12 protein-coding genes, 2 tRNA genes and 3 rRNA genes are annotated in these 18892 nt (G+C 56.2%); 13 read left to right on the top strand and 4 right to left on the bottom strand.

From position 1 onward, the window contains the following. The first annotated feature begins 55 nt into the window (after positions 1-55). The 10 genes from msrP to ABTV22_RS25365 all read left to right on the top strand — a co-directional run bounded on the left by msrP (position 56) and on the right by ABTV22_RS25365 (position 11090). On the top strand, positions 56-1069 hold the full coding sequence (msrP, locus tag ABTV22_RS25410; RefSeq protein WP_433737136.1) for a protein-methionine-sulfoxide reductase catalytic subunit MsrP: 1014 nt from the start codon (positions 56-58) through the stop codon (positions 1067-1069). Beyond that, the gene (gene msrQ, locus ABTV22_RS25405) at positions 1069-1689 is read left to right on the top strand and encodes a protein-methionine-sulfoxide reductase heme-binding subunit MsrQ (RefSeq protein ID WP_433737135.1); all 621 of its coding nucleotides are present in this window, start codon (positions 1069-1071) and stop codon (positions 1687-1689) included. Before msrP ends, msrQ begins: the two co-directional genes overlap by 1 nt. Before the next feature lie 487 nt (positions 1690-2176). Next, positions 2177-3713: ribosomal RNA gene (locus ABTV22_RS25400) — 16S ribosomal RNA — on the top strand. A gap of 80 nt (positions 3714-3793) precedes the next feature. Next, positions 3794-3870 (top strand) — tRNA-Ile (locus ABTV22_RS25395). Between the two features lie 30 nt (positions 3871-3900). Continuing rightward, positions 3901-3976 (top strand) — tRNA-Ala (locus tag ABTV22_RS25390). A gap of 243 nt (positions 3977-4219) precedes the next feature. Further along, positions 4220-7111, top strand: a 23S ribosomal RNA gene (locus ABTV22_RS25385). Between the two features lie 153 nt (positions 7112-7264). Then, positions 7265-7380 (top strand): 5S ribosomal RNA (gene rrf / locus ABTV22_RS25380). The 16S, 23S and 5S rRNA genes sit together here with 2 tRNA genes alongside, the layout of an rRNA operon. 144 nt (positions 7381-7524) lie before the next feature. After that, entirely contained in the window at positions 7525-8184 is a 660-nt protein-coding gene (locus ABTV22_RS25375) for a paraquat-inducible protein A (RefSeq protein WP_433737134.1), read from the top strand. Further along, a complete protein-coding gene (locus ABTV22_RS25370) occupies positions 8171-8794 on the top strand; it encodes a paraquat-inducible protein A (RefSeq protein WP_433737133.1) in 624 nt (207 codons plus the stop codon). The genes ABTV22_RS25375 and ABTV22_RS25370 overlap by 14 nt, the downstream gene beginning before the upstream one ends. Further along, positions 8787-11090, top strand: coding sequence for an intermembrane transport protein PqiB (locus tag ABTV22_RS25365; protein WP_433737132.1), 2304 nt, complete (start codon positions 8787-8789; stop codon positions 11088-11090). The genes ABTV22_RS25370 and ABTV22_RS25365 overlap by 8 nt, the downstream gene beginning before the upstream one ends. Before the next feature lie 222 nt (positions 11091-11312). On the opposite strand, the gene mksF is transcribed toward ABTV22_RS25365, so the two are convergent. Genes mksF through mksB form a run of 3 tightly spaced genes read right to left on the bottom strand, consistent with a single transcriptional unit; the run spans position 11313 to position 16136 of the window. Next, a complete protein-coding gene (gene mksF, locus ABTV22_RS25360) occupies positions 11313-14153 on the bottom strand; it encodes an Mks condensin complex protein MksF (RefSeq protein ID WP_433737131.1) in 2841 nt (946 codons plus the stop codon). Then, entirely contained in the window at positions 14150-14851 is a 702-nt protein-coding gene (gene mksE / locus ABTV22_RS25355; RefSeq protein WP_433737130.1) for an Mks condensin complex protein MksE, read from the bottom strand. Before mksE ends, mksF begins: the two co-directional genes overlap by 4 nt. Continuing rightward, entirely contained in the window at positions 14841-16136 is a 1296-nt protein-coding gene (gene mksB / locus ABTV22_RS25350) for an Mks condensin complex protein MksB (RefSeq protein WP_433737129.1), read from the bottom strand. The genes mksE and mksB overlap by 11 nt, the downstream gene beginning before the upstream one ends. Positions 16137-16369: 233 nt before the next feature. Between mksB and ABTV22_RS25345 the strand changes: the two genes are divergently transcribed. Both ABTV22_RS25345 and rimI read left to right on the top strand, forming a co-directional pair. Next, positions 16370-17116, top strand: a complete 747-nt coding sequence (locus ABTV22_RS25345; protein WP_433741509.1) for an energy transducer TonB — start codon at positions 16370-16372, stop codon at positions 17114-17116. Beyond that, entirely contained in the window at positions 17109-17561 is a 453-nt protein-coding gene (rimI, locus tag ABTV22_RS25340; RefSeq protein WP_433737128.1) for a ribosomal protein S18-alanine N-acetyltransferase, read from the top strand. Before ABTV22_RS25345 ends, rimI begins: the two co-directional genes overlap by 8 nt. Before the next feature lie 102 nt (positions 17562-17663). Here rimI and ABTV22_RS25335 read toward each other — a convergent pair whose 3' ends face one another. After that, positions 17664-18050: a serine kinase/phosphatase gene (locus ABTV22_RS25335; protein WP_433737127.1), complete on the bottom strand. Its 387-nt coding sequence runs from the start codon at positions 18048-18050 to the stop codon at positions 17664-17666. A gap of 141 nt (positions 18051-18191) precedes the next feature. Here ABTV22_RS25335 and can point away from each other — a divergent pair, with 141 nt between their 5' ends. Further along, positions 18192-18836: a carbonate dehydratase gene (gene can / locus ABTV22_RS25330; RefSeq protein WP_433737126.1), complete on the top strand. Its 645-nt coding sequence runs from the start codon at positions 18192-18194 to the stop codon at positions 18834-18836. Positions 18837-18892: the final 56 nt, after the last annotated feature.

The raw sequence follows: 18892 nt of genomic DNA, 5'->3' as shown, positions 1-18892 counted from the left end.
CCCCCATACTCCGCAGTCTATTGGTACATACATCCTCCAGTACTGCGGAGTAGCCATGCTGATCAAAGTCCCCAAGACCTCCGACTGTCGTGAGTCGGAGGTCACGCCTGAATCCTTCTATTTTTCTCGACGTAATGTATTGGGTGCAGCCGTTGCCGGCTTGGCCATGAGTGGTCTGCCGCGCTGGGCAAGCGCCGAGAGCGCGACGCGTTATGCCGATGCCGAACCTGGTCAACCGCCCTCATGGTTTAGCGAAAAACTTCCGTCAACCAAGTGGGGGGAGGTCAGCGTCAAGGATGAGGCGATAACGCCGTTCAAGGATGCAACCCACTACAACAATTTCTATGAGTTCGGTACTGACAAGAGCGATCCGGCTGCAAATGCCGGTGGACTAAAGACTGAGCCATGGACGGTGGTGGTGGATGGTGAGGTGGGCAAGCCTGGGCGTTATGCGCTGGAGGACTTCATGAAGCCTTATCAACTGGAGGAGCGCATCTACCGTCTTCGTTGTGTTGAGGCCTGGTCGATGGTCATTCCATGGATGGGGTTCCCTGTTTCGGCTTTGCTTAATCAGGTCGAGCCAACGTCAAAAGCCAAATTCATTCGTTTCGAAACCCTGCAGGACCCGCAGAGCATGCCCGGGCAGCGGTCGGGGTTCGCCTTGATCGACTGGCCCTATGTAGAAGGGTTGCGACTGGATGAGGCGATGAATCCATTGGCGATGCTTGCAGTGGGGATGTACGGGCGAGAGTTGCCGAATCAGAACGGGGCGCCGCTGCGATTGGTTGTGCCGTGGAAATACGGTTTCAAGAGCATCAAGTCTATCGTTCGGATCAGTCTGGTGAGTGAACAGCCAAAAACCACCTGGCAGAGCATTGCCTCAAATGAATATGGCTTCTATGCCAATGTGAACCCGACAGTTGATCATCCGCGCTGGACGCAGGCTCGTGAGCGGCGCTTGCCAAGTGGCCTGTTCAAGCCAAATGTGCGCGACACACAAATGTTCAATGGTTATGCGGATGAAGTGGCCTCTTTATATACAGGGCTCGATCTGCGGAAGAACTACTGATGCGATATCCGCTTTGGCGTATGGGTGTTTTTGTAGTCGCGGTGGTGTGGCCGCTGCTTTGGTTGTATCAGGCTTGGACGGACGTGCTGGGGCCTGATCCGGGAAAGGTGCTGGTAGACCGGTTGGGGTTGGGGGCGCTTGTCCTGCTGCTCATTACATTAAGCATGACGCCGCTGCAGAAGCTCTCGGGGTGGGCTGGATGGGTTGCTGTCCGGCGGCAGCTGGGTCTTTGGTGTTTCGCTTACGTTGTTCTTCATTTGAGCGCCTATTTGGCATTCATCCTTGGGTTCGATTGGTCTCAGCTGGGCGTCGAGTTACGCAAGCGTCCGTACATTATTGTTGGTGTGTTGGGGTTTCTTTGTTTGTTCGCGTTGGCGGTGACTTCCAATCGATACAGTCAGCGGCGTCTGGGGAGGCGTTGGAAGCAGCTGCATCGTCTGGCGTATCTGGTTCTCGGGCTTGGATTGCTGCATATGCTCTGGATTGTGCGCGCCGATCTAAAGGAGTGGTCGATCTATGCCGCCGTTGGAGCGTTGCTATTAGTGTTGAGGCTCCCTCCTGTTACTCGGCGAATCCCACGAATAATGGCTAAAAAGGCACCATCTGCGAAAAAAGCGTAATTAGTGGTTGACGGCAGATTCTGGAGGCCTATAATTCGCCCCACTTCCGGCGCAGTCGAAACGGAAAACTCCTTGGTAAACAATGAGTTACGCAGTTTTCGGCGGCAGGTTGCTTCAGGTCATCGAAGCCGAAAGGAAGTTGAAAAAGAGGTGTTGACAGCAGCGAGTAACGCTGTAGAATTCGCCTCCCGCTGACGAGAGATCGAAAGCGCAAGTGGTTGAAGTTGTTAAGGAAATCCTTGAAAACTTCTGAAAATAATCACTTGACAGCAAATGAGGCTGCTGTAGAATGCGCGCCTCGGTTGAGACGAAAGATCTTAACCAACCGCTCTTTAACAACTGAATCAAGCAATTCGTGTGGGTGCTTGTGGTATCAGACTGCTAGTCAACAGATTATCAGCATCACAAGTTACTTCGCGAGAAATCAAAGATGTAACCAACGATTGCTGAGCCAAGTTTAGGGTTTTCTCAAAACCCAAAGATGTTTGAACTGAAGAGTTTGATCATGGCTCAGATTGAACGCTGGCGGCAGGCCTAACACATGCAAGTCGAGCGGATGAAAGGAGCTTGCTCCTGGATTCAGCGGCGGACGGGTGAGTAATGCCTAGGAATCTGCCTGGTAGTGGGGGACAACGTCTCGAAAGGGACGCTAATACCGCATACGTCCTACGGGAGAAAGCAGGGGACCTTCGGGCCTTGCGCTATCAGATGAGCCTAGGTCGGATTAGCTAGTTGGTGAGGTAATGGCTCACCAAGGCGACGATCCGTAACTGGTCTGAGAGGATGATCAGTCACACTGGAACTGAGACACGGTCCAGACTCCTACGGGAGGCAGCAGTGGGGAATATTGGACAATGGGCGAAAGCCTGATCCAGCCATGCCGCGTGTGTGAAGAAGGTCTTCGGATTGTAAAGCACTTTAAGTTGGGAGGAAGGGTTGTAGATTAATACTCTGCAATTTTGACGTTACCGACAGAATAAGCACCGGCTAACTCTGTGCCAGCAGCCGCGGTAATACAGAGGGTGCAAGCGTTAATCGGAATTACTGGGCGTAAAGCGCGCGTAGGTGGTTTGTTAAGTTGGATGTGAAAGCCCCGGGCTCAACCTGGGAACTGCATTCAAAACTGACAAGCTAGAGTATGGTAGAGGGTGGTGGAATTTCCTGTGTAGCGGTGAAATGCGTAGATATAGGAAGGAACACCAGTGGCGAAGGCGACCACCTGGACTGATACTGACACTGAGGTGCGAAAGCGTGGGGAGCAAACAGGATTAGATACCCTGGTAGTCCACGCCGTAAACGATGTCAACTAGCCGTTGGGAGCCTTGAGCTCTTAGTGGCGCAGCTAACGCATTAAGTTGACCGCCTGGGGAGTACGGCCGCAAGGTTAAAACTCAAATGAATTGACGGGGGCCCGCACAAGCGGTGGAGCATGTGGTTTAATTCGAAGCAACGCGAAGAACCTTACCAGGCCTTGACATCCAATGAACTTTCCAGAGATGGATTGGTGCCTTCGGGAACATTGAGACAGGTGCTGCATGGCTGTCGTCAGCTCGTGTCGTGAGATGTTGGGTTAAGTCCCGTAACGAGCGCAACCCTTGTCCTTAGTTACCAGCACGTTATGGTGGGCACTCTAAGGAGACTGCCGGTGACAAACCGGAGGAAGGTGGGGATGACGTCAAGTCATCATGGCCCTTACGGCCTGGGCTACACACGTGCTACAATGGTCGGTACAGAGGGTTGCCAAGCCGCGAGGTGGAGCTAATCCCATAAAACCGATCGTAGTCCGGATCGCAGTCTGCAACTCGACTGCGTGAAGTCGGAATCGCTAGTAATCGCGAATCAGAATGTCGCGGTGAATACGTTCCCGGGCCTTGTACACACCGCCCGTCACACCATGGGAGTGGGTTGCACCAGAAGTAGCTAGTCTAACCTTCGGGGGGACGGTTACCACGGTGTGATTCATGACTGGGGTGAAGTCGTAACAAGGTAGCCGTAGGGGAACCTGCGGCTGGATCACCTCCTTAATCGACGACTCAGCTGTACCATAAGCTCCCACACGAATTGCTTGATTCATTGAAGAAGACGATAGAAGCAGCCCGAAATTGGGTCTGTAGCTCAGTTGGTTAGAGCGCACCCCTGATAAGGGTGAGGTCGGCAGTTCGAATCTGCCCAGACCCACCAATTTTGTGTGGGAAACGCCTGTAGAAATACGGGGCCATAGCTCAGCTGGGAGAGCGCCTGCCTTGCACGCAGGAGGTCAGCGGTTCGATCCCGCTTGGCTCCACCACTACTGCTTCTGAAGTAAGAGCTTAGAAATGAGCATTCCATCGAGTGATGGTGAATGTTGATTTCTAGTCTTTGACTAGATCGTTCTTTAAAAATTTGGGTATGTGATAGAAAGATAGACTGAACAGCACTTTCACTGGTGTATGTTCAGGCTAAGGTAAAATTTGTGAGTGACTCTTAAGAGTTTTGCGAATTTTCGGCGAATGTCGTCTTCATAGTATAACCAGATTGCTTGGGGTTATATGGTCAAGTGAAGAAGCGCATACGGTGGATGCCTTGGCAGTCAGAGGCGATGAAAGACGTGGTAGCCTGCGAAAAGCTTCGGGGAGTCGGCAAACAGACTTTGATCCGGAGATGTCTGAATGGGGGAACCCAGCCATCATAAGATGGTTATCTTGTACTGAATACATAGGTGCAAGAGGCGAACCAGGGGAACTGAAACATCTAAGTACCCTGAGGAAAAGAAATCAACCGAGATTCCCTTAGTAGTGGCGAGCGAACGGGGACTAGCCCTTAAGTGGCTTTGAGATTAGCGGAACGCTCTGGAAAGTGCGGCCATAGTGGGTGATAGCCCTGTACGCGAAAATCTCTTAGTCATGAAATCGAGTAGGACGGAGCACGAGAAACTTTGTCTGAATATGGGGGGACCATCCTCCAAGGCTAAATACTACTGACTGACCGATAGTGAACTAGTACCGTGAGGGAAAGGCGAAAAGAACCCCGGAGAGGGGAGTGAAATAGATCCTGAAACCGTATGCGTACAAGCAGTGGGAGCAGACTTTGTTCTGTGACTGCGTACCTTTTGTATAATGGGTCAGCGACTTATTTTCAGTGGCGAGCTTAACCGAATAGGGGAGGCGTAGCGAAAGCGAGTCTTAATAGGGCGTCTAGTCGCTGGGAATAGACCCGAAACCGGGCGATCTATCCATGGGCAGGTTGAAGGTTAGGTAACACTGACTGGAGGACCGAACCGACTACCGTTGAAAAGTTAGCGGATGACCTGTGGATCGGAGTGAAAGGCTAATCAAGCTCGGAGATAGCTGGTTCTCCTCGAAAGCTATTTAGGTAGCGCCTCATGTATCACTGTAGGGGGTAGAGCACTGTTTCGGCTAGGGGGTCATCCCGACTTACCAAACCGATGCAAACTCCGAATACCTACAAGTGCCGAGCATGGGAGACACACGGCGGGTGCTAACGTCCGTCGTGAAAAGGGAAACAACCCAGACCGTCAGCTAAGGTCCCAAAGTTATGGTTAAGTGGGAAACGATGTGGGAAGGCTTAGACAGCTAGGAGGTTGGCTTAGAAGCAGCCACCCTTTAAAGAAAGCGTAATAGCTCACTAGTCGAGTCGGCCTGCGCGGAAGATGTAACGGGGCTCAAACCATACACCGAAGCTACGGGTATCACTTAGGTGATGCGGTAGAGGAGCGTTCTGTAAGCCTGTGAAGGTGAGTTGAGAAGCTTGCTGGAGGTATCAGAAGTGCGAATGCTGACATGAGTAACGACAATGGGTGTGAAAAACACCCACGCCGAAAGACCAAGGTTTCCTGCGCAACGTTAATCGACGCAGGGTTAGTCGGTCCCTAAGGCGAGGCTGAAAAGCGTAGTCGATGGAAAACAGGTTAATATTCCTGTACTTCCGGTTATTGCGATGGAGGGACGGAGAAGGCTAGGCCAGCTTGGCGTTGGTTGTCCAAGTTTAAGGTGGTAGGCTGGAATCTTAGGTAAATCCGGGATTCTAAGGCCGAGAGCTGATGACGAGTTACCCTTTGGGTGACGAAGTGGTTGATGCCATGCTTCCAAGAAAAGCTTCTAAGCTTCAGATAACCGGGAACCGTACCCCAAACCGACACAGGTGGTTGGGTAGAGAATACCAAGGCGCTTGAGAGAACTCGGGTGAAGGAACTAGGCAAAATGGCACCGTAACTTCGGGAGAAGGTGCGCCGGTGAGGGTGAAGCACTTGCTGCGTAAGCTCACGCCGGTCGAAGATACCAGGCCGCTGCGACTGTTTATTAAAAACACAGCACTCTGCAAACACGAAAGTGGACGTATAGGGTGTGACGCCTGCCCGGTGCCGGAAGGTTAATTGATGGGGTTAGCTAACGCGAAGCTCTTGATCGAAGCCCCGGTAAACGGCGGCCGTAACTATAACGGTCCTAAGGTAGCGAAATTCCTTGTCGGGTAAGTTCCGACCTGCACGAATGGCGTAACGATGGCGGCGCTGTCTCCACCCGAGACTCAGTGAAATTGAAATCGCTGTGAAGATGCAGTGTATCCGCGGCTAGACGGAAAGACCCCGTGAACCTTTACTATAGCTTTGCACTGGACTTTGAATTTGCTTGTGTAGGATAGGTGGGAGGCTTTGAAGCGTGGACGCCAGTCTGCGTGGAGCCATCCTTGAAATACCACCCTGGCAACTTTGAGGTTCTAACTCAGGTCCGTTATCCGGATCGAGGACAGTGTATGGTGGGTAGTTTGACTGGGGCGGTCTCCTCCTAAAGAGTAACGGAGGAGTACGAAGGTGCGCTCAGACCGGTCGGAAATCGGTCGTAGAGTATAAAGGCAAAAGCGCGCTTGACTGCGAGACAGACACGTCGAGCAGGTACGAAAGTAGGTCTTAGTGATCCGGTGGTTCTGTATGGAAGGGCCATCGCTCAACGGATAAAAGGTACTCCGGGGATAACAGGCTGATACCGCCCAAGAGTTCATATCGACGGCGGTGTTTGGCACCTCGATGTCGGCTCATCACATCCTGGGGCTGAAGCCGGTCCCAAGGGTATGGCTGTTCGCCATTTAAAGTGGTACGCGAGCTGGGTTTAGAACGTCGTGAGACAGTTCGGTCCCTATCTGCCGTGGACGTTTGAGATTTGAGAGGGGCTGCTCCTAGTACGAGAGGACCGGAGTGGACGAACCTCTGGTGTTCCGGTTGTCACGCCAGTGGCATTGCCGGGTAGCTATGTTCGGAAAAGATAACCGCTGAAAGCATCTAAGCGGGAAACTTGCCTCAAGATGAGATCTCACTGGAACCTTGAGTTCCCTGAAGGGCCGTCGAAGACTACGACGTTGATAGGTTGGGTGTGTAAGCGCTGTGAGGCGTTGAGCTAACCAATACTAATTGCCCGTGAGGCTTGACCATATAACACCCAAGCAATTTGACTACTCGAAAGAGCATCAGATTGCGGTGTGTGAAGACGCAATGAACCGAAAGTTCGCGTAACTCGCAAATCACCGAAAGCTGTCACATACCCAATTCGCTGGAACGTCGCAAGACGGCCCGGCTCAAGAATTTCTTGACGACCATAGAGCATTGGAACCACCTGATCCCATCCCGAACTCAGAAGTGAAACGATGCATCGCCGATGGTAGTGTGGGGTTTCCCCATGTGAGAGTAGGTCATCGTCAAGATTAAATTCCGAAACCCCTATCTGCGTATGCAGGTAGGGGTTTTGTTTTTGCCCGCTGTAAAAGCACGATGTTCGCACAAATTGCACAGTTATTTTCGATTCAGGGCACTAGAATAGTCCCAACTTTTTCGGAGCCAGAGCCTTTATGCCAGATCCGGTTGACGCCTCCGGGCTGTCAGAATTACCGCTGGACGATTTGGTGGCGTGTCATGAGTGCGACTTGCTGATGCGCAAGCCTGAGCTCACTCATGGTGAGAAAGCCCTGTGCCCGCGCTGTGGTTACGAGCTCTACGCCCATCGATACAACGTCGTGCAGCGCAGCCTCGCCTTGGTGATTGCCGCACTGTTGCTGTACATCCCGGCGAACTTTTTACCCATCATGCAGCTCAATCTACTCGGGCAGTCATCGCAGGATACTGTCTGGAGTGGTGTTCTCGGCCTTTTCAACACGGGCATGCAAGGCGTGTCCGTGGTCGTGTTCCTGTGCAGCATGGGGATTCCGCTGCTCAAACTGCTCTGCCAACTGGCCGTCCTGCTGACTATCCGTTTTGATGTTGGACGCAGTTACGGCTTGTTGCTCTATCGGATTTATCACCACCTACGCGACTGGGGAATGCTTGAGGTCTACCTCATGGGCGTGTTGGTGGCAATCGTAAAACTGGCAGATATGGCAGCCATGACCTTAGGTCTGGGGCTGGCATGCTTCATCGGATTGTTATTGGTCCAGGTCTGGTTGGAGGTCGTGATGTCGCCTCATCAGATCTGGCAGGCGTTATCAGGAGAGGATGCCCATGCGGGCGATTGATGCAGGCATTCTGATTTGTGCCGAATGCCATGAATTGAACAGACAGGAAGCTGATACGGATGAACAGGTCTGCACTCGCTGTGGTGCGCTGGTTCATGCTCGACGTCCAAACAGCCTGGCGCGGACCTGGGCGTTGCTGATCACGGCGGCAATTCTCTATATCCCGGCCAATGTGCTGCCGATTATGACCATAAACTCACTGGGCAAAGGCGATCCCAGCACCATCATGTCCGGTGTAATTCTCCTGGTTCAGCACGGCATGATTCCCATCGCAGCCGTGGTGTTTATCGCGAGCATCCTGGTGCCCACCTTCAAATTGGTTGGCATTGCACTCCTGTTGTATTCCGTGCAACGCCGTCAGCCTCTCTCGGCCCGACAACGCATCTGGATGTACCGCTTCATTGAGTTCATTGGCCGCTGGTCGATGCTTGATATCTTCGTGATCGCGATCCTGGTGGCGCTCGTGAATTTTGGACGGCTTGCCAGTATTGAGGCCGATCTAGGCGCTATCGCCTTCGCCAGTGTGGTGATTTTGACAATGCTTGCCGCAGTAACTTTCGATCCCCGACTGATTTGGGATAACACGGAGTCGGACGACGACCATGACTGATTTGCCTGTAGCGAAAACCCGACCAGCCTCGAACTGGTCCGCCATCTGGGTATTGCCCCTGATCGCCTTGATCATCGGTGGCTGGCTTGGCTGGCGTGCCTATAACGAGACAGGTATCGAAGTCCAGGTACGCTTCGAAAGCGGCGAAGGCATTCAAGCCAACAAAACCGAAGTGGTCTACAAAGGCATGTCGGTCGGTAAGGTGAAGGCGCTCAAGCTGGATGACGAGGGCGCGTCCAAGGGCGTCATAGCCACCATCGAGATGAACAAGGATGTGGAGCAGTACCTACGTACCAGTACGCGTTTCTGGCTGGTCAAGCCGAGCGTGAGCCTGGCCGGTATTACGGGGCTGGAGACGCTTGTTTCCGGCAATTACGTCGCGGTCAGCCCGGGCGAAGGCGAGCCGACCCGCAAGTTCAAGGCACTGGCCGAAGAACCGCCATTATCCGACGCCCAACCTGGCCTGCACCTGACGATCAAGGCTGATCGACTGGGGTCGCTAAACCGAGGCAGCCCAGTGTTTTACAAGCAAATCAAGGTCGGCCAGATCAAGAGTTACTTGCTATCCGAGGATCAGAGCACTGTTGAACTGAAGGTGTTCATCGAGCCGACTTACGCCAAATTGGTGCGCAAACACACGCGCTTCTGGAACGCCAGCGGTATCAGCATCGACGCCAATCTGTCCGGCGTTAAAGTGCGCAGCGAATCCCTGGCCAGCATCGTCGCTGGCGGTATTGCCTTTGCCACACCGGAAAACCGCAAAGACAGCCCACCGACCGATCCGAGCCTGCCGTTCCGTCTCTACGAAGACTTCGATGCCGCAGCGGCGGGGATCAAGGTCAAGGTCAAGCTCAGCGATTTTGAAGGCTTGCAGGCCGGTCGCACACCCGTAATGTACAAAGGTATTCAGGTCGGCACGCTCAAGGGGCTGAAGGTTGATCCGGATCTGTCCGGCGCCACGGCCGAATTGACGCTCGATCCGTTGGCCGAGGACTACCTGGTCGATGGCACTCAGTTCTGGGTGGTCAAGCCTTCGATCTCCCTTGCCGGCATCACGGGGCTTGAGGCGTTGGTCAAAGGTAACTACATCGCCGTGCGTCCTGGGGATAAAGGTGCAGCACCGCAGCGTGAGTTCGTCGCAAGGCCCAAGGCGCCGCCGCTGGATTTGCGTTCGCCGGGACTGCACCTGGTGTTGTTCACTGAAAACCTCGGTTCGCTGGAAGTCGGAAGCCCGGTGCTCTACAAGCAGGTCAAAGTAGGCTCGGTTCAGAGCTATCAGTTTTCGCGCAAGAAAAACCAGTTGGTGATCGGTGTCCACATCGAGAAAGAGTACGAAAATCTGGTCAACGCCTCGACGCGATTCTGGAATGCCAGTGGCATTACGCTCACGGGTGGGTTGACTGGCGGAATCCAGGTTAAAAGCGAGTCGTTACAAAGCCTGATGGCCGGTGGCATTGCGTTTGAAACGCCGGAAGCAAAGGCGCCGCTGCAGAAACGCATTCCTCGCTTCAAGTTGTTTGCCAGCCACGAAGACGCCACGCAAAAAGGCGCAGTGATCACCATCAAGGTTGACCGTGCCGATGGCTTGCGCGCCGGGACACCCATTCGCTTCAAGGGCCTGGATGTCGGCAAGATCGAAAATGTCGACCTCAGCGATGATCTGCAATCGGTGCTGTTGACGGCACGCATTACTGAAGTGCCCGAGCGCATTGCCCGGGTCGGCAGCGAGTTCTGGGTGGTCAAGCCGGAGTTGGGGTTGATCAAAACCTCCAACCTTGAAACGCTGGTGACCGGGCAATACATCGAAGTGCAGCCGGCACCGAAAAACCTCGGACCGCAGAAAACCTTCGTCGCGCTGGCCAATCCGCCGGAGGCGGCCAAGCAGGAAGCGGGGCTTAGCTTGGTGTTGAGTGCTGCTCGACGCGGCTCTCTGAAGGCTGGTGTACCAGTGACATACCGTGAAATCACTGTAGGCAAGGTGACGGGATATGAGTTGGGCCAGACAGCGGATCGGGTGCTGATTCACATCCTGATCGAACCGAAGTACGCGCCGTTGGTGCGTAGTGGTACCCGATTCTGGAACACCAGCGGTTTTGATTTCGATGTTGGTCTGTTCAAGGGCGCGACACTGCGTACCGAATCGCTGGAAACCATGATCCAGGGTGGCGTGGCGTTTGCCACGCCGGACGGTGATCGTATGGGCAGCGTGGCACGAGCGGCACAAACGTTCCCGCTGTTCGATAAGTTCGAAGAAGAATGGCTGACTTGGGCGCCGAAGATTCCCCTCGGCAAATAACAGAGGTTTTTTCAGTCGTCTGTGATGACGCCTTCGCGGGCAAGCCCGCTCCCACAGGACGTTGCGGTGTCTAAAAGATCTGTGAACAACTGATACCCCTGTAGGAGTGGGCTTGCCCGCGAAGAGGCCCTTGAGTTCACTGCAAAGCTAAATGACTCACCTATGAAAAAGGACGCGATCCATTGGATCGCGGCCTTTTTTGTTGCCATCAACTAAAACCAATCAAACCGCATCCAGCTCCGGCTCATCGGCTTCGACATTGACGGTCGCCTTCACCTGATCATGACGACGAATGTACTTCCAGTCTGCCTCGTCGATGTAGATGCCGGCCGGGCCGCTGCCGCCTTCCAGATCGATCGCCACACTGGCGCAGACCTGCGGCTTCACGCTCGCCAGGATCGGCACGAAGCCCAGTTGCAGGCTGGTCTCCAGCAGCGCTGCCTGATTCTTCTCGTCGATGTCCGCCGCCTCGTCGAGGTAGTACGGCAAGCGCACACGTCCGGCCAGGTCGCGGTCCATCAAGTGCAGCAACAGGTACATGTTGGTCAGCGCCTTGATGGTCATGGTGGTACCGTTGGACGCGGCGCCGTCGATGTCGGTATGGATCACCGGTTGACCGTTGACCTTGGTGATCTCGAACGCCAGTTCGAACAAGTCCTTGAGGCCGAGCTGGTTGTGGTTGGCGGCCACCAGTCGCGCCAGATACTCCTTGGCCTCTTCGTTTTTGTTGTCCTGCTCTGCACTCTGGCTCAGGTCGAAAACCGACAATGTCTCGCCTTCTTCGTACTGGCCGGCACTGTGGATGATCTGGTCGATGTGCTTGAGCGCTTCCTTGTTTGGTGCGAGGACGATGCGGAAGCTCTGCAGGTTCGACACCTGGCGCTTGTTGATCTCACGGTTGAACAGCGCCAGTTGATGTTCGAGGCTGTCGTAATCGCTACGAATGTTGCGCAGGGTCCGGGCGATGTCGGTTACGGCTGCACGGCGGGCCTTGCCCAGCGTCAGGGCTTCATCGGTGCGGTGTGCATAGGCGTTGATCAGCAGTTGCAGGCGACGCTCCATGTCGTCTTCGCTGTCGAACTTGGCTACACCCTTGAGGCGTACCTGAGCGTACAGCGCTTCGATTTGTCCGTCAGCGCGCAGCAAGCCTTGCCAGCTGTCCTGGTAGTCGTTGAGCAGCGGCAGCAGGTTGTCCATGGAGTCGTCGACCGGGTCCATGAATGGCGTGCCGAATGGCAGGTCCGCTGGCAACAACTGACGGCGGCGCAGGGCGTCATCGAGGGTGCGTTGCTTGGCTTCCATATCGGCGATCTGCCGACCGACCAGTTGCAACTTCGCCGAGAGCTGCTGGACACGCTCGGTGAAGGCATCGCTGGAGCGCTTCAATTCGTCCTGCGCGGCCTCCATCTGCGCGAGCTGCTCGAGTTTGTCGCCTTCCTCGGCACTCAAGGTCTGTGTACGACGGAAATCCTCCAGGGCCTTCTGCGCATCCAGCACTTGCTGATACAAGGCCTCGGTTTGAGTCTTGCTCGCGGCGCGGTCGGCGGCGACGGCCTGCTGGGTTTTCAGCTGCTTGAGTTCTTTTTCCAGACGTTCTTTCTGGTCGCGCAACGCCGCCCGATCAGCCAGGGCTTGCAGAGCCGGTGGTTCGATGTGCGACAGGTCGATGGACAGGCCAGGCACTTCGAAGCGTTCGCCCTTGAAGCCGTCGAGAATCAGCTCCACGGATTTGACCCAATCGCCGTTGTCATCCAGCGCAATGCCGTGCTCACCCAGCGGCAGGCTGAACAGTGCGCTGTTGAACAGGCGCATCAAGCGCTCGACATCCTGTTGCGAAAATTCTTCGCGCAGGCGGGCGTAGCTGTTGTTGTCAGCATGATCGAGTTGCTGCTTGACAGATTTCAGGCGTTTTTCCAGATCTCGCAGGCGCTCTTCCAGATCTTCGGCGCTGAACTGACGGGATTGCGCCAGGGCACCGGCCAATTCGTCGTGAGCATCCTTGGCCGCCAACAATTGCTGTTCCAGCACCTTGACGTCGTCGACCAGGGCGAAGCGATGCTTGAGCACGGACAACTCGCCAAGCCAGCGCTGGATGCCGGTGATTTCCCGCTCCAGGCGCATCAGTTCCTGAGTGCCACCACGTTGGTCGTTTTGCAGGTCGTCCTGCTCGCGACGGTAGTGCTCGGCCTGGATGGTCAGTTCTTCCTTACGCGCACTGGCGTAGTCCGACCAGGTGCCGAGCAGCGAGTCGAGCAGTGGCGACAGGCGATGCAGCTTGCCGCGCAGCACGTCGCGCTGTTTCACGCCGTTGGCCAATGCTTCGACCAATGGACCGGCGGCGACCAGGGAGTTGTAGTCCTGCTCCATGCGTCGTACATCGCGGAAGGCTTCTTCGCACGCGGCGATGTAGTCCACGCTGCCGGAACGCAGGCTATGCTCGAAGGCATCGAGGAACAGCTGCTTGAGCTTGGCCGCAGTGATTTCGCGCATGTGCAGCAGGTTGATGAACAACGCGCGGAAGGTCTTCAGGCTCTGTTCGCTGGTGGAACGCAGTGGAATCAGCGTCAAGTCCAGCGGAATCGAGGTGTGACCACCGACCAGCAGTCGGCGCAACTCGTCCGGCTTCAGCTCGTAAGCTTTCAGGCCCTCGCGCTCAAGGTTGGTGAACAACTCTTTCTGGCGCAGGCAGGTGTCGTTTTTCTGGTAATGGGCCAGGTCCAGTTTGCCGGCGTAAGCAAAGAACTGGTGACTGAAACCGCCCCCAGGGCCGCGACCGACCACACCGATCACATGCGGGCCATGGGGCAGCGAGACTTCCACCAGGATGTAACTGGTGTCCGAGGCGAAGTAGAAACGTCGGGATTGTTCCAGGCTGTACTTGCCGAAGCTCATGTCCGACATGCGCGCCAAGATCGGGAACTGCAGCGCGTTGATCGAAGCGGATTTACCGAGGTTGTTCGCACCGTAGACCGACAACGGCTCCTCCAGCGGGAACAGGCCGAGGCTATAGCCGGCGGTATTCAGAAGGGCAAAGCGGCGGATACCGTAGCGTTCCTTGCTCATGCGTCGAGCTCCTGTTCTTCGGCAATGGCGCGGGCCAGTGCGTCTTCTTCGCTTTCTTCTTCAAACTCGGACAGATCGAGCGGATCGTCGGACTTCAGGAATTTCGCTTCGGCTTCTTCGTCGATCAGAACGGGCGTCGGCAGCGGCAGAACGCTGTGCACGCTGGCTGCCAGATCGCGGTCTTGCTGTACCGACAGGCAAACGTCGAGGAAACGGTGCATCGGTGGCAGGAAACGGTAAACGCCGTTTTCTTCGCTGGCAAAGCCGAGTTGGGTCATGCGGCGCATGATCTTTTCTTCCAACTCATCCTGGGTCTGCACTTCGGCCTGGATAAACAGGTCGCGGTACTTTTCCAGCAACGACGGCAACTCTTCGCGGCCCAGGCTGCCGCCATCCAGCACGGAGATCGGGTCGCGGCCCTGGTCAGCCAGGTGCTCGACAAGGATGAAGGTGAACAGCGCCAGGCGCTGGGCAGTCTTGTTCACGGCGGCGGCAGCGAGGTCCGGCACGAAGTAGTAGAAACCACGGGTGTCGCAGACCAGTTCAAAGCCCAGGGCCTTGAACAGCGTGCGGTACTGGTCCTGAAAGTTGGACAATTGCGCGTACAGTTCCGGGTCGCGGCGGCTGACGTGGTAACCCTTGAACAGCTCGCGAAAGATCGGTGCCAGATGGGACAGTTCGGATAGATCAAGATGCATGGGACGTACCTGCAGAGAGAGGGCTCGCAGAATTCTCGGTGGCGTCGTTGCCGGCCGAGAGCAGGGCGAAGGAGCGCAGGCTCACCTGGTGCTCGTGTGTGTAGTACTCGCGGCGTTCCAGGCGCTCGCGCTTGAAACGTTTCTCCCGGGACAGGCGCGAGAACCAGTACAGCAATTCGTCGGTGGCGCTGTCCGGCTCCTGTTCCAGCAACCAGGTCATCAGGTCCGGCATGGGCAGGGCGTCTTCGCAGCGCTCGAGCATCTCCCGGACCGTGCGCGGTGCGCGGGGAGCATCGCCGCCCTTGTGCGTCTTGTGCGCCTTGGGGAAGCGTGCCGGTTTCGGCTCGAAACGGGCCAGGGCATAAACGTAGGCCTCAACCTGGCTGGCGCTGCCCAGGAAGGTACTTTGCGGTCGTGTGAACAGGGGCATGGCCGCTTGCGGCACGGCGTCGATGCCTTTGCGACGAATCATCGACAGGGCCAGCGCAGCGCCACGGGTCACGGCGTTGTGCCGGCGGGCTTCTTCACGCAGCGGCAGCAGCAGTTCGCGGGCATGACGCAGGGTCAACTGGGCACTGGTCTGCATTTCGAGGATGCGCGCGTGGGTGCGCAACAGCATGTCATCGTCAACCAGATGGCCGAGGCGCTGCTGTTCGCTGAGCATCTTCAATAGCACGGTTTCGACCTTGCGTACGCCTTGTTCGAAGGCGCCGTCGGCGTTCACCAGATCAATCATCGGCTCGACGTATTCGTCCCAGGTCGCCAGTACTTCAGCGTAACGCTGGCGCAACGGAATCTGCCGGTCGCTGGTTTTTGCCCGTTCGGCGACGGCCACCAGGGCCTGTTCGTCGTTATCGAGTTTCTTCAGTACATCGCGAACCCGCATGTCGAGCAGGCGCAGTTGTCGGGCCAGGTCGTTGCCGTCGCGGATGTCGAAGGCGTCCTGGATATAACCGGCCAGGCGTTCGAGGTGGCGCAGGTAGGCTTCGATCTCCAGGCACAGGCCCAGGCGGTGTTCACGGCGCAGGTAAGCGAGGAAGTCGTGGATCTGTGCATTGAGCTCGAAACGGTTCGGGCTTTTCGCCACGGGAACCAGAATATCGAGGCGAATCCACACGTCCAGCAGGCTGGTGATGTCCTGCGGCGTACTGTCCAGTTGCTGGGCGGCCAACTGTGAACGCAATTCGTTGAGGCTCAGGGTGCCTTGGTCGAAGTGCTCGCACAGAGGCTCCAGAAGTGCCCAGTGTTCAGCGAGGGCGCGCAAGACGCGCTTGGGTTCGATCATCGGAATGGCCGGCTGGTTGGCGATTAAAAGCCGCGATTGTACTGCATCAGGCGCGATGCGATTCACTCTCGGGACGGGCTGTCGCTTTTTTATAGGTGCAGAGACTGTTGGTGAAGACTATCGATCAACTGCGGGCGATCTTGAGCGAAGGGCGGTAGAATCATCCACTTTAGTTATCCACAAGTGGCTGACCTTTGCTTATCGAGTCCCGTCGCCGCGCCTATCTGAGCGCCATGCAGGTGGTCAACTGGCTGCCGCGTACCGAATTGCCCTTTGCTGCGCCGTCGCGGCCCGAACTGCTGGCGCCGCCCGAGCCGTTGGTCGTTGCGCCGGTTGTACCGGCACCACAGGCAGAAACCGCGGCACAACCTGTTGTGCGCCCGGTAGAGCGGGCGAAGATCGAAGTGCCACGTCCGTCCCCGGCCGGCACCCGTGCGGCGAGCAAACCGGTAGAAGGCGCCGAGGAGGCGCCGGTGGTCGCCAAGCCAGCGCCTGTGCCACCACCGCGTTTTGCGCTGCAGCTGTTGCGCGCCGGACGTTGCTTGCTGCTGGTGGAGTTACCCACAGGCGAAGCCTTTCAGAGCCGCGACCCCGCCTATTTGTTGCTCAAGGACATGCTGCGCGCGGCCGGTCTGCCGGACAGCCCGCAAATCATCGGCGAGCCGGTGCGCTGGCCGCTGCTGGTGCGTGGCTCCATGGACCAGGGGCCGGAAGCTGCTCGTGATTTCGTGCAAGGTTTTCTTTCGGCTCGACTGGAAGACGCACCGTGTGTCTGTCTATGGCTGATCGGTCTGCCGGCAGTGCGTTTTGCCGGTGAGGCGAACGCCGAATCCTACAACCGCGAACTTCAGGTCGAAGGCCTGGGTTCGGTCTGGGCCCTGCCGGGCCTGGAGTCATTAATGGAAGAGCCACAGCGTAAGGCTGATGTCTGGCAAGCCATGCGTCGGCTGATGGCGCGCTGGAAAGAATCGAATGAGTGATGCTGTATCGTTCCGCCCGATGATCGAGGCGGACCTGGACGCTGTACTGAAAATCGAATACGCCGCCTACAGTCACCCCTGGACCCGGGGGATTTTTCTCGATGGGCTGGGCAAGTATCAGATCTGGCTAATGTTTGAAGGCCAGCAGCAGGTTGGCCACGGTGTGGTGCAGATCATTCTCGACGAGGCACACCTGCTGAACATCACCGTCAAGCCGGAAAACCAGGGCCGTGGCCTGGGTTTGACGCTGCTGGAGCATCTGATGTCGATCGCCTACAAGGCCGACGCACGGGAATGTTTCCTGGAAGTGCGAGACAGCAACACCGCTGCGTTCAAGTTGTATGAGCGCTATGGTTTCAACGAGATCGGTCGGCGTCGGGATTATTATCCCGCGGTCGGCGGGCGCGAAGATGCGGTGGTCATGGCCTGTACGTTGGTGGATTAGGGTATTCGCGGGCAAGCCTCGCTCCTACAGGGTTCGTCCTCCAGACGTGCGCAAATTCTGTAGGCGCGAGGCTTGCCCGCGAAGGCGTCCTGATTGATTGGATCAACGTTTTTTATCGAGTGGATCAAGGCGCGCCAATTCCGCTTCATCCAGTCCCTTGCCACCCCCGATGTCGTCCTCATCGACAATGCTCAAATCCCAATCAGCCCGGCTGTCTGCACCTGACTCATAGGCATCACGGGCACCATCTTCGCGGATCAGGGTTTCAGGGCTCATATCATCATCAGTAGGCTCGCCGGTCATGCCGCCTTCACGCACACGCCGACGCGGCATCGATTGTTCGCGCTCGTTTTCCGGCAGTTCGTCGCCAATTTTCACACCGGACTGTTCGTCGTCGAAATCCAGCTCATGCACCGAACCCATGCGGTCTTCGTTATCATCGATGGGTTCCGGTTGCACTGCATCGTATGGGCGTCGTGAGTCAGTCATGGTCATTGCTCATAATGTAGGTCTTACTAGGGTGGACTCACCCGGCACACGAGAATTCCAACGAAAACACCTGCAATCCATTCGTGACCCCGACGGACGGCTGTGTGTCAAAGCAGCAAATCATTCTTGAGGCTTCCCAGCATGCACGACTTACAAGACCTGATTGATAACAACGAGCGTTGGGCTGACGCGATCACCAAGGAAGATCCGGACTTCTTCGCCAAGCTGGCTCGCCAGCAAACCCCTGAATACTTGTGGATCGGCTGCTCTGACGCGCGCGTGCCGGCCAACGAGATCGTCGGCATGCTGCCGGGAGATCTGTTCGTGCACCGCAATGTGGCCAACGTGGTGCTGCATACCGACCTTAACTGCCTGTCGGTTATTCAGTACGCGGTCGACGTGCTCAAGGTCAAACACATCCTTGTCACTGGCCACTATGGCTGTGGCGGTGTGCGCGCCTCGATGCAGGATCGCCAATTTGGTCTGATCGATGGCTGGCTGCGTTCGATTCGCGATCTTTATTACGAGAAACGCGAAGAACTGGCCCAGTTGCCCACCGAGGAAGAGCGGGTTGACCGCCTCTGCGAACTCAATGTGATCCAGCAAGTGGCCAATGTCGGTCACACCAGCATCGTGCAAAACGCCTGGCACCGTGGACAGAACCTGTCGATCCATGGCTGCATCTACGGCATCAAGGATGGTCGTTGGAAAAGTCTGAACACCACCATCAGCGGTTTTGAGCAATTGCCGCCGCAGTACCGCCTGCGTCCGTTCGAACCGCTGTAAAACCTGTAGGCGCTGAGCTTTTGCTCGCGGGGAGAGGGTGATAGTGAATCCGCCAT

It is taken from the genome of Pseudomonas putida (assembly GCF_050990305.1).
GTDB classification, from domain to species: domain Bacteria; phylum Pseudomonadota; class Gammaproteobacteria; order Pseudomonadales; family Pseudomonadaceae; genus Aquipseudomonas; species Aquipseudomonas putida_AH.
The sequence above is the reverse complement of the archived record's forward strand: the minus strand, read 5'-3'. Positions and strand labels throughout refer to the sequence as shown.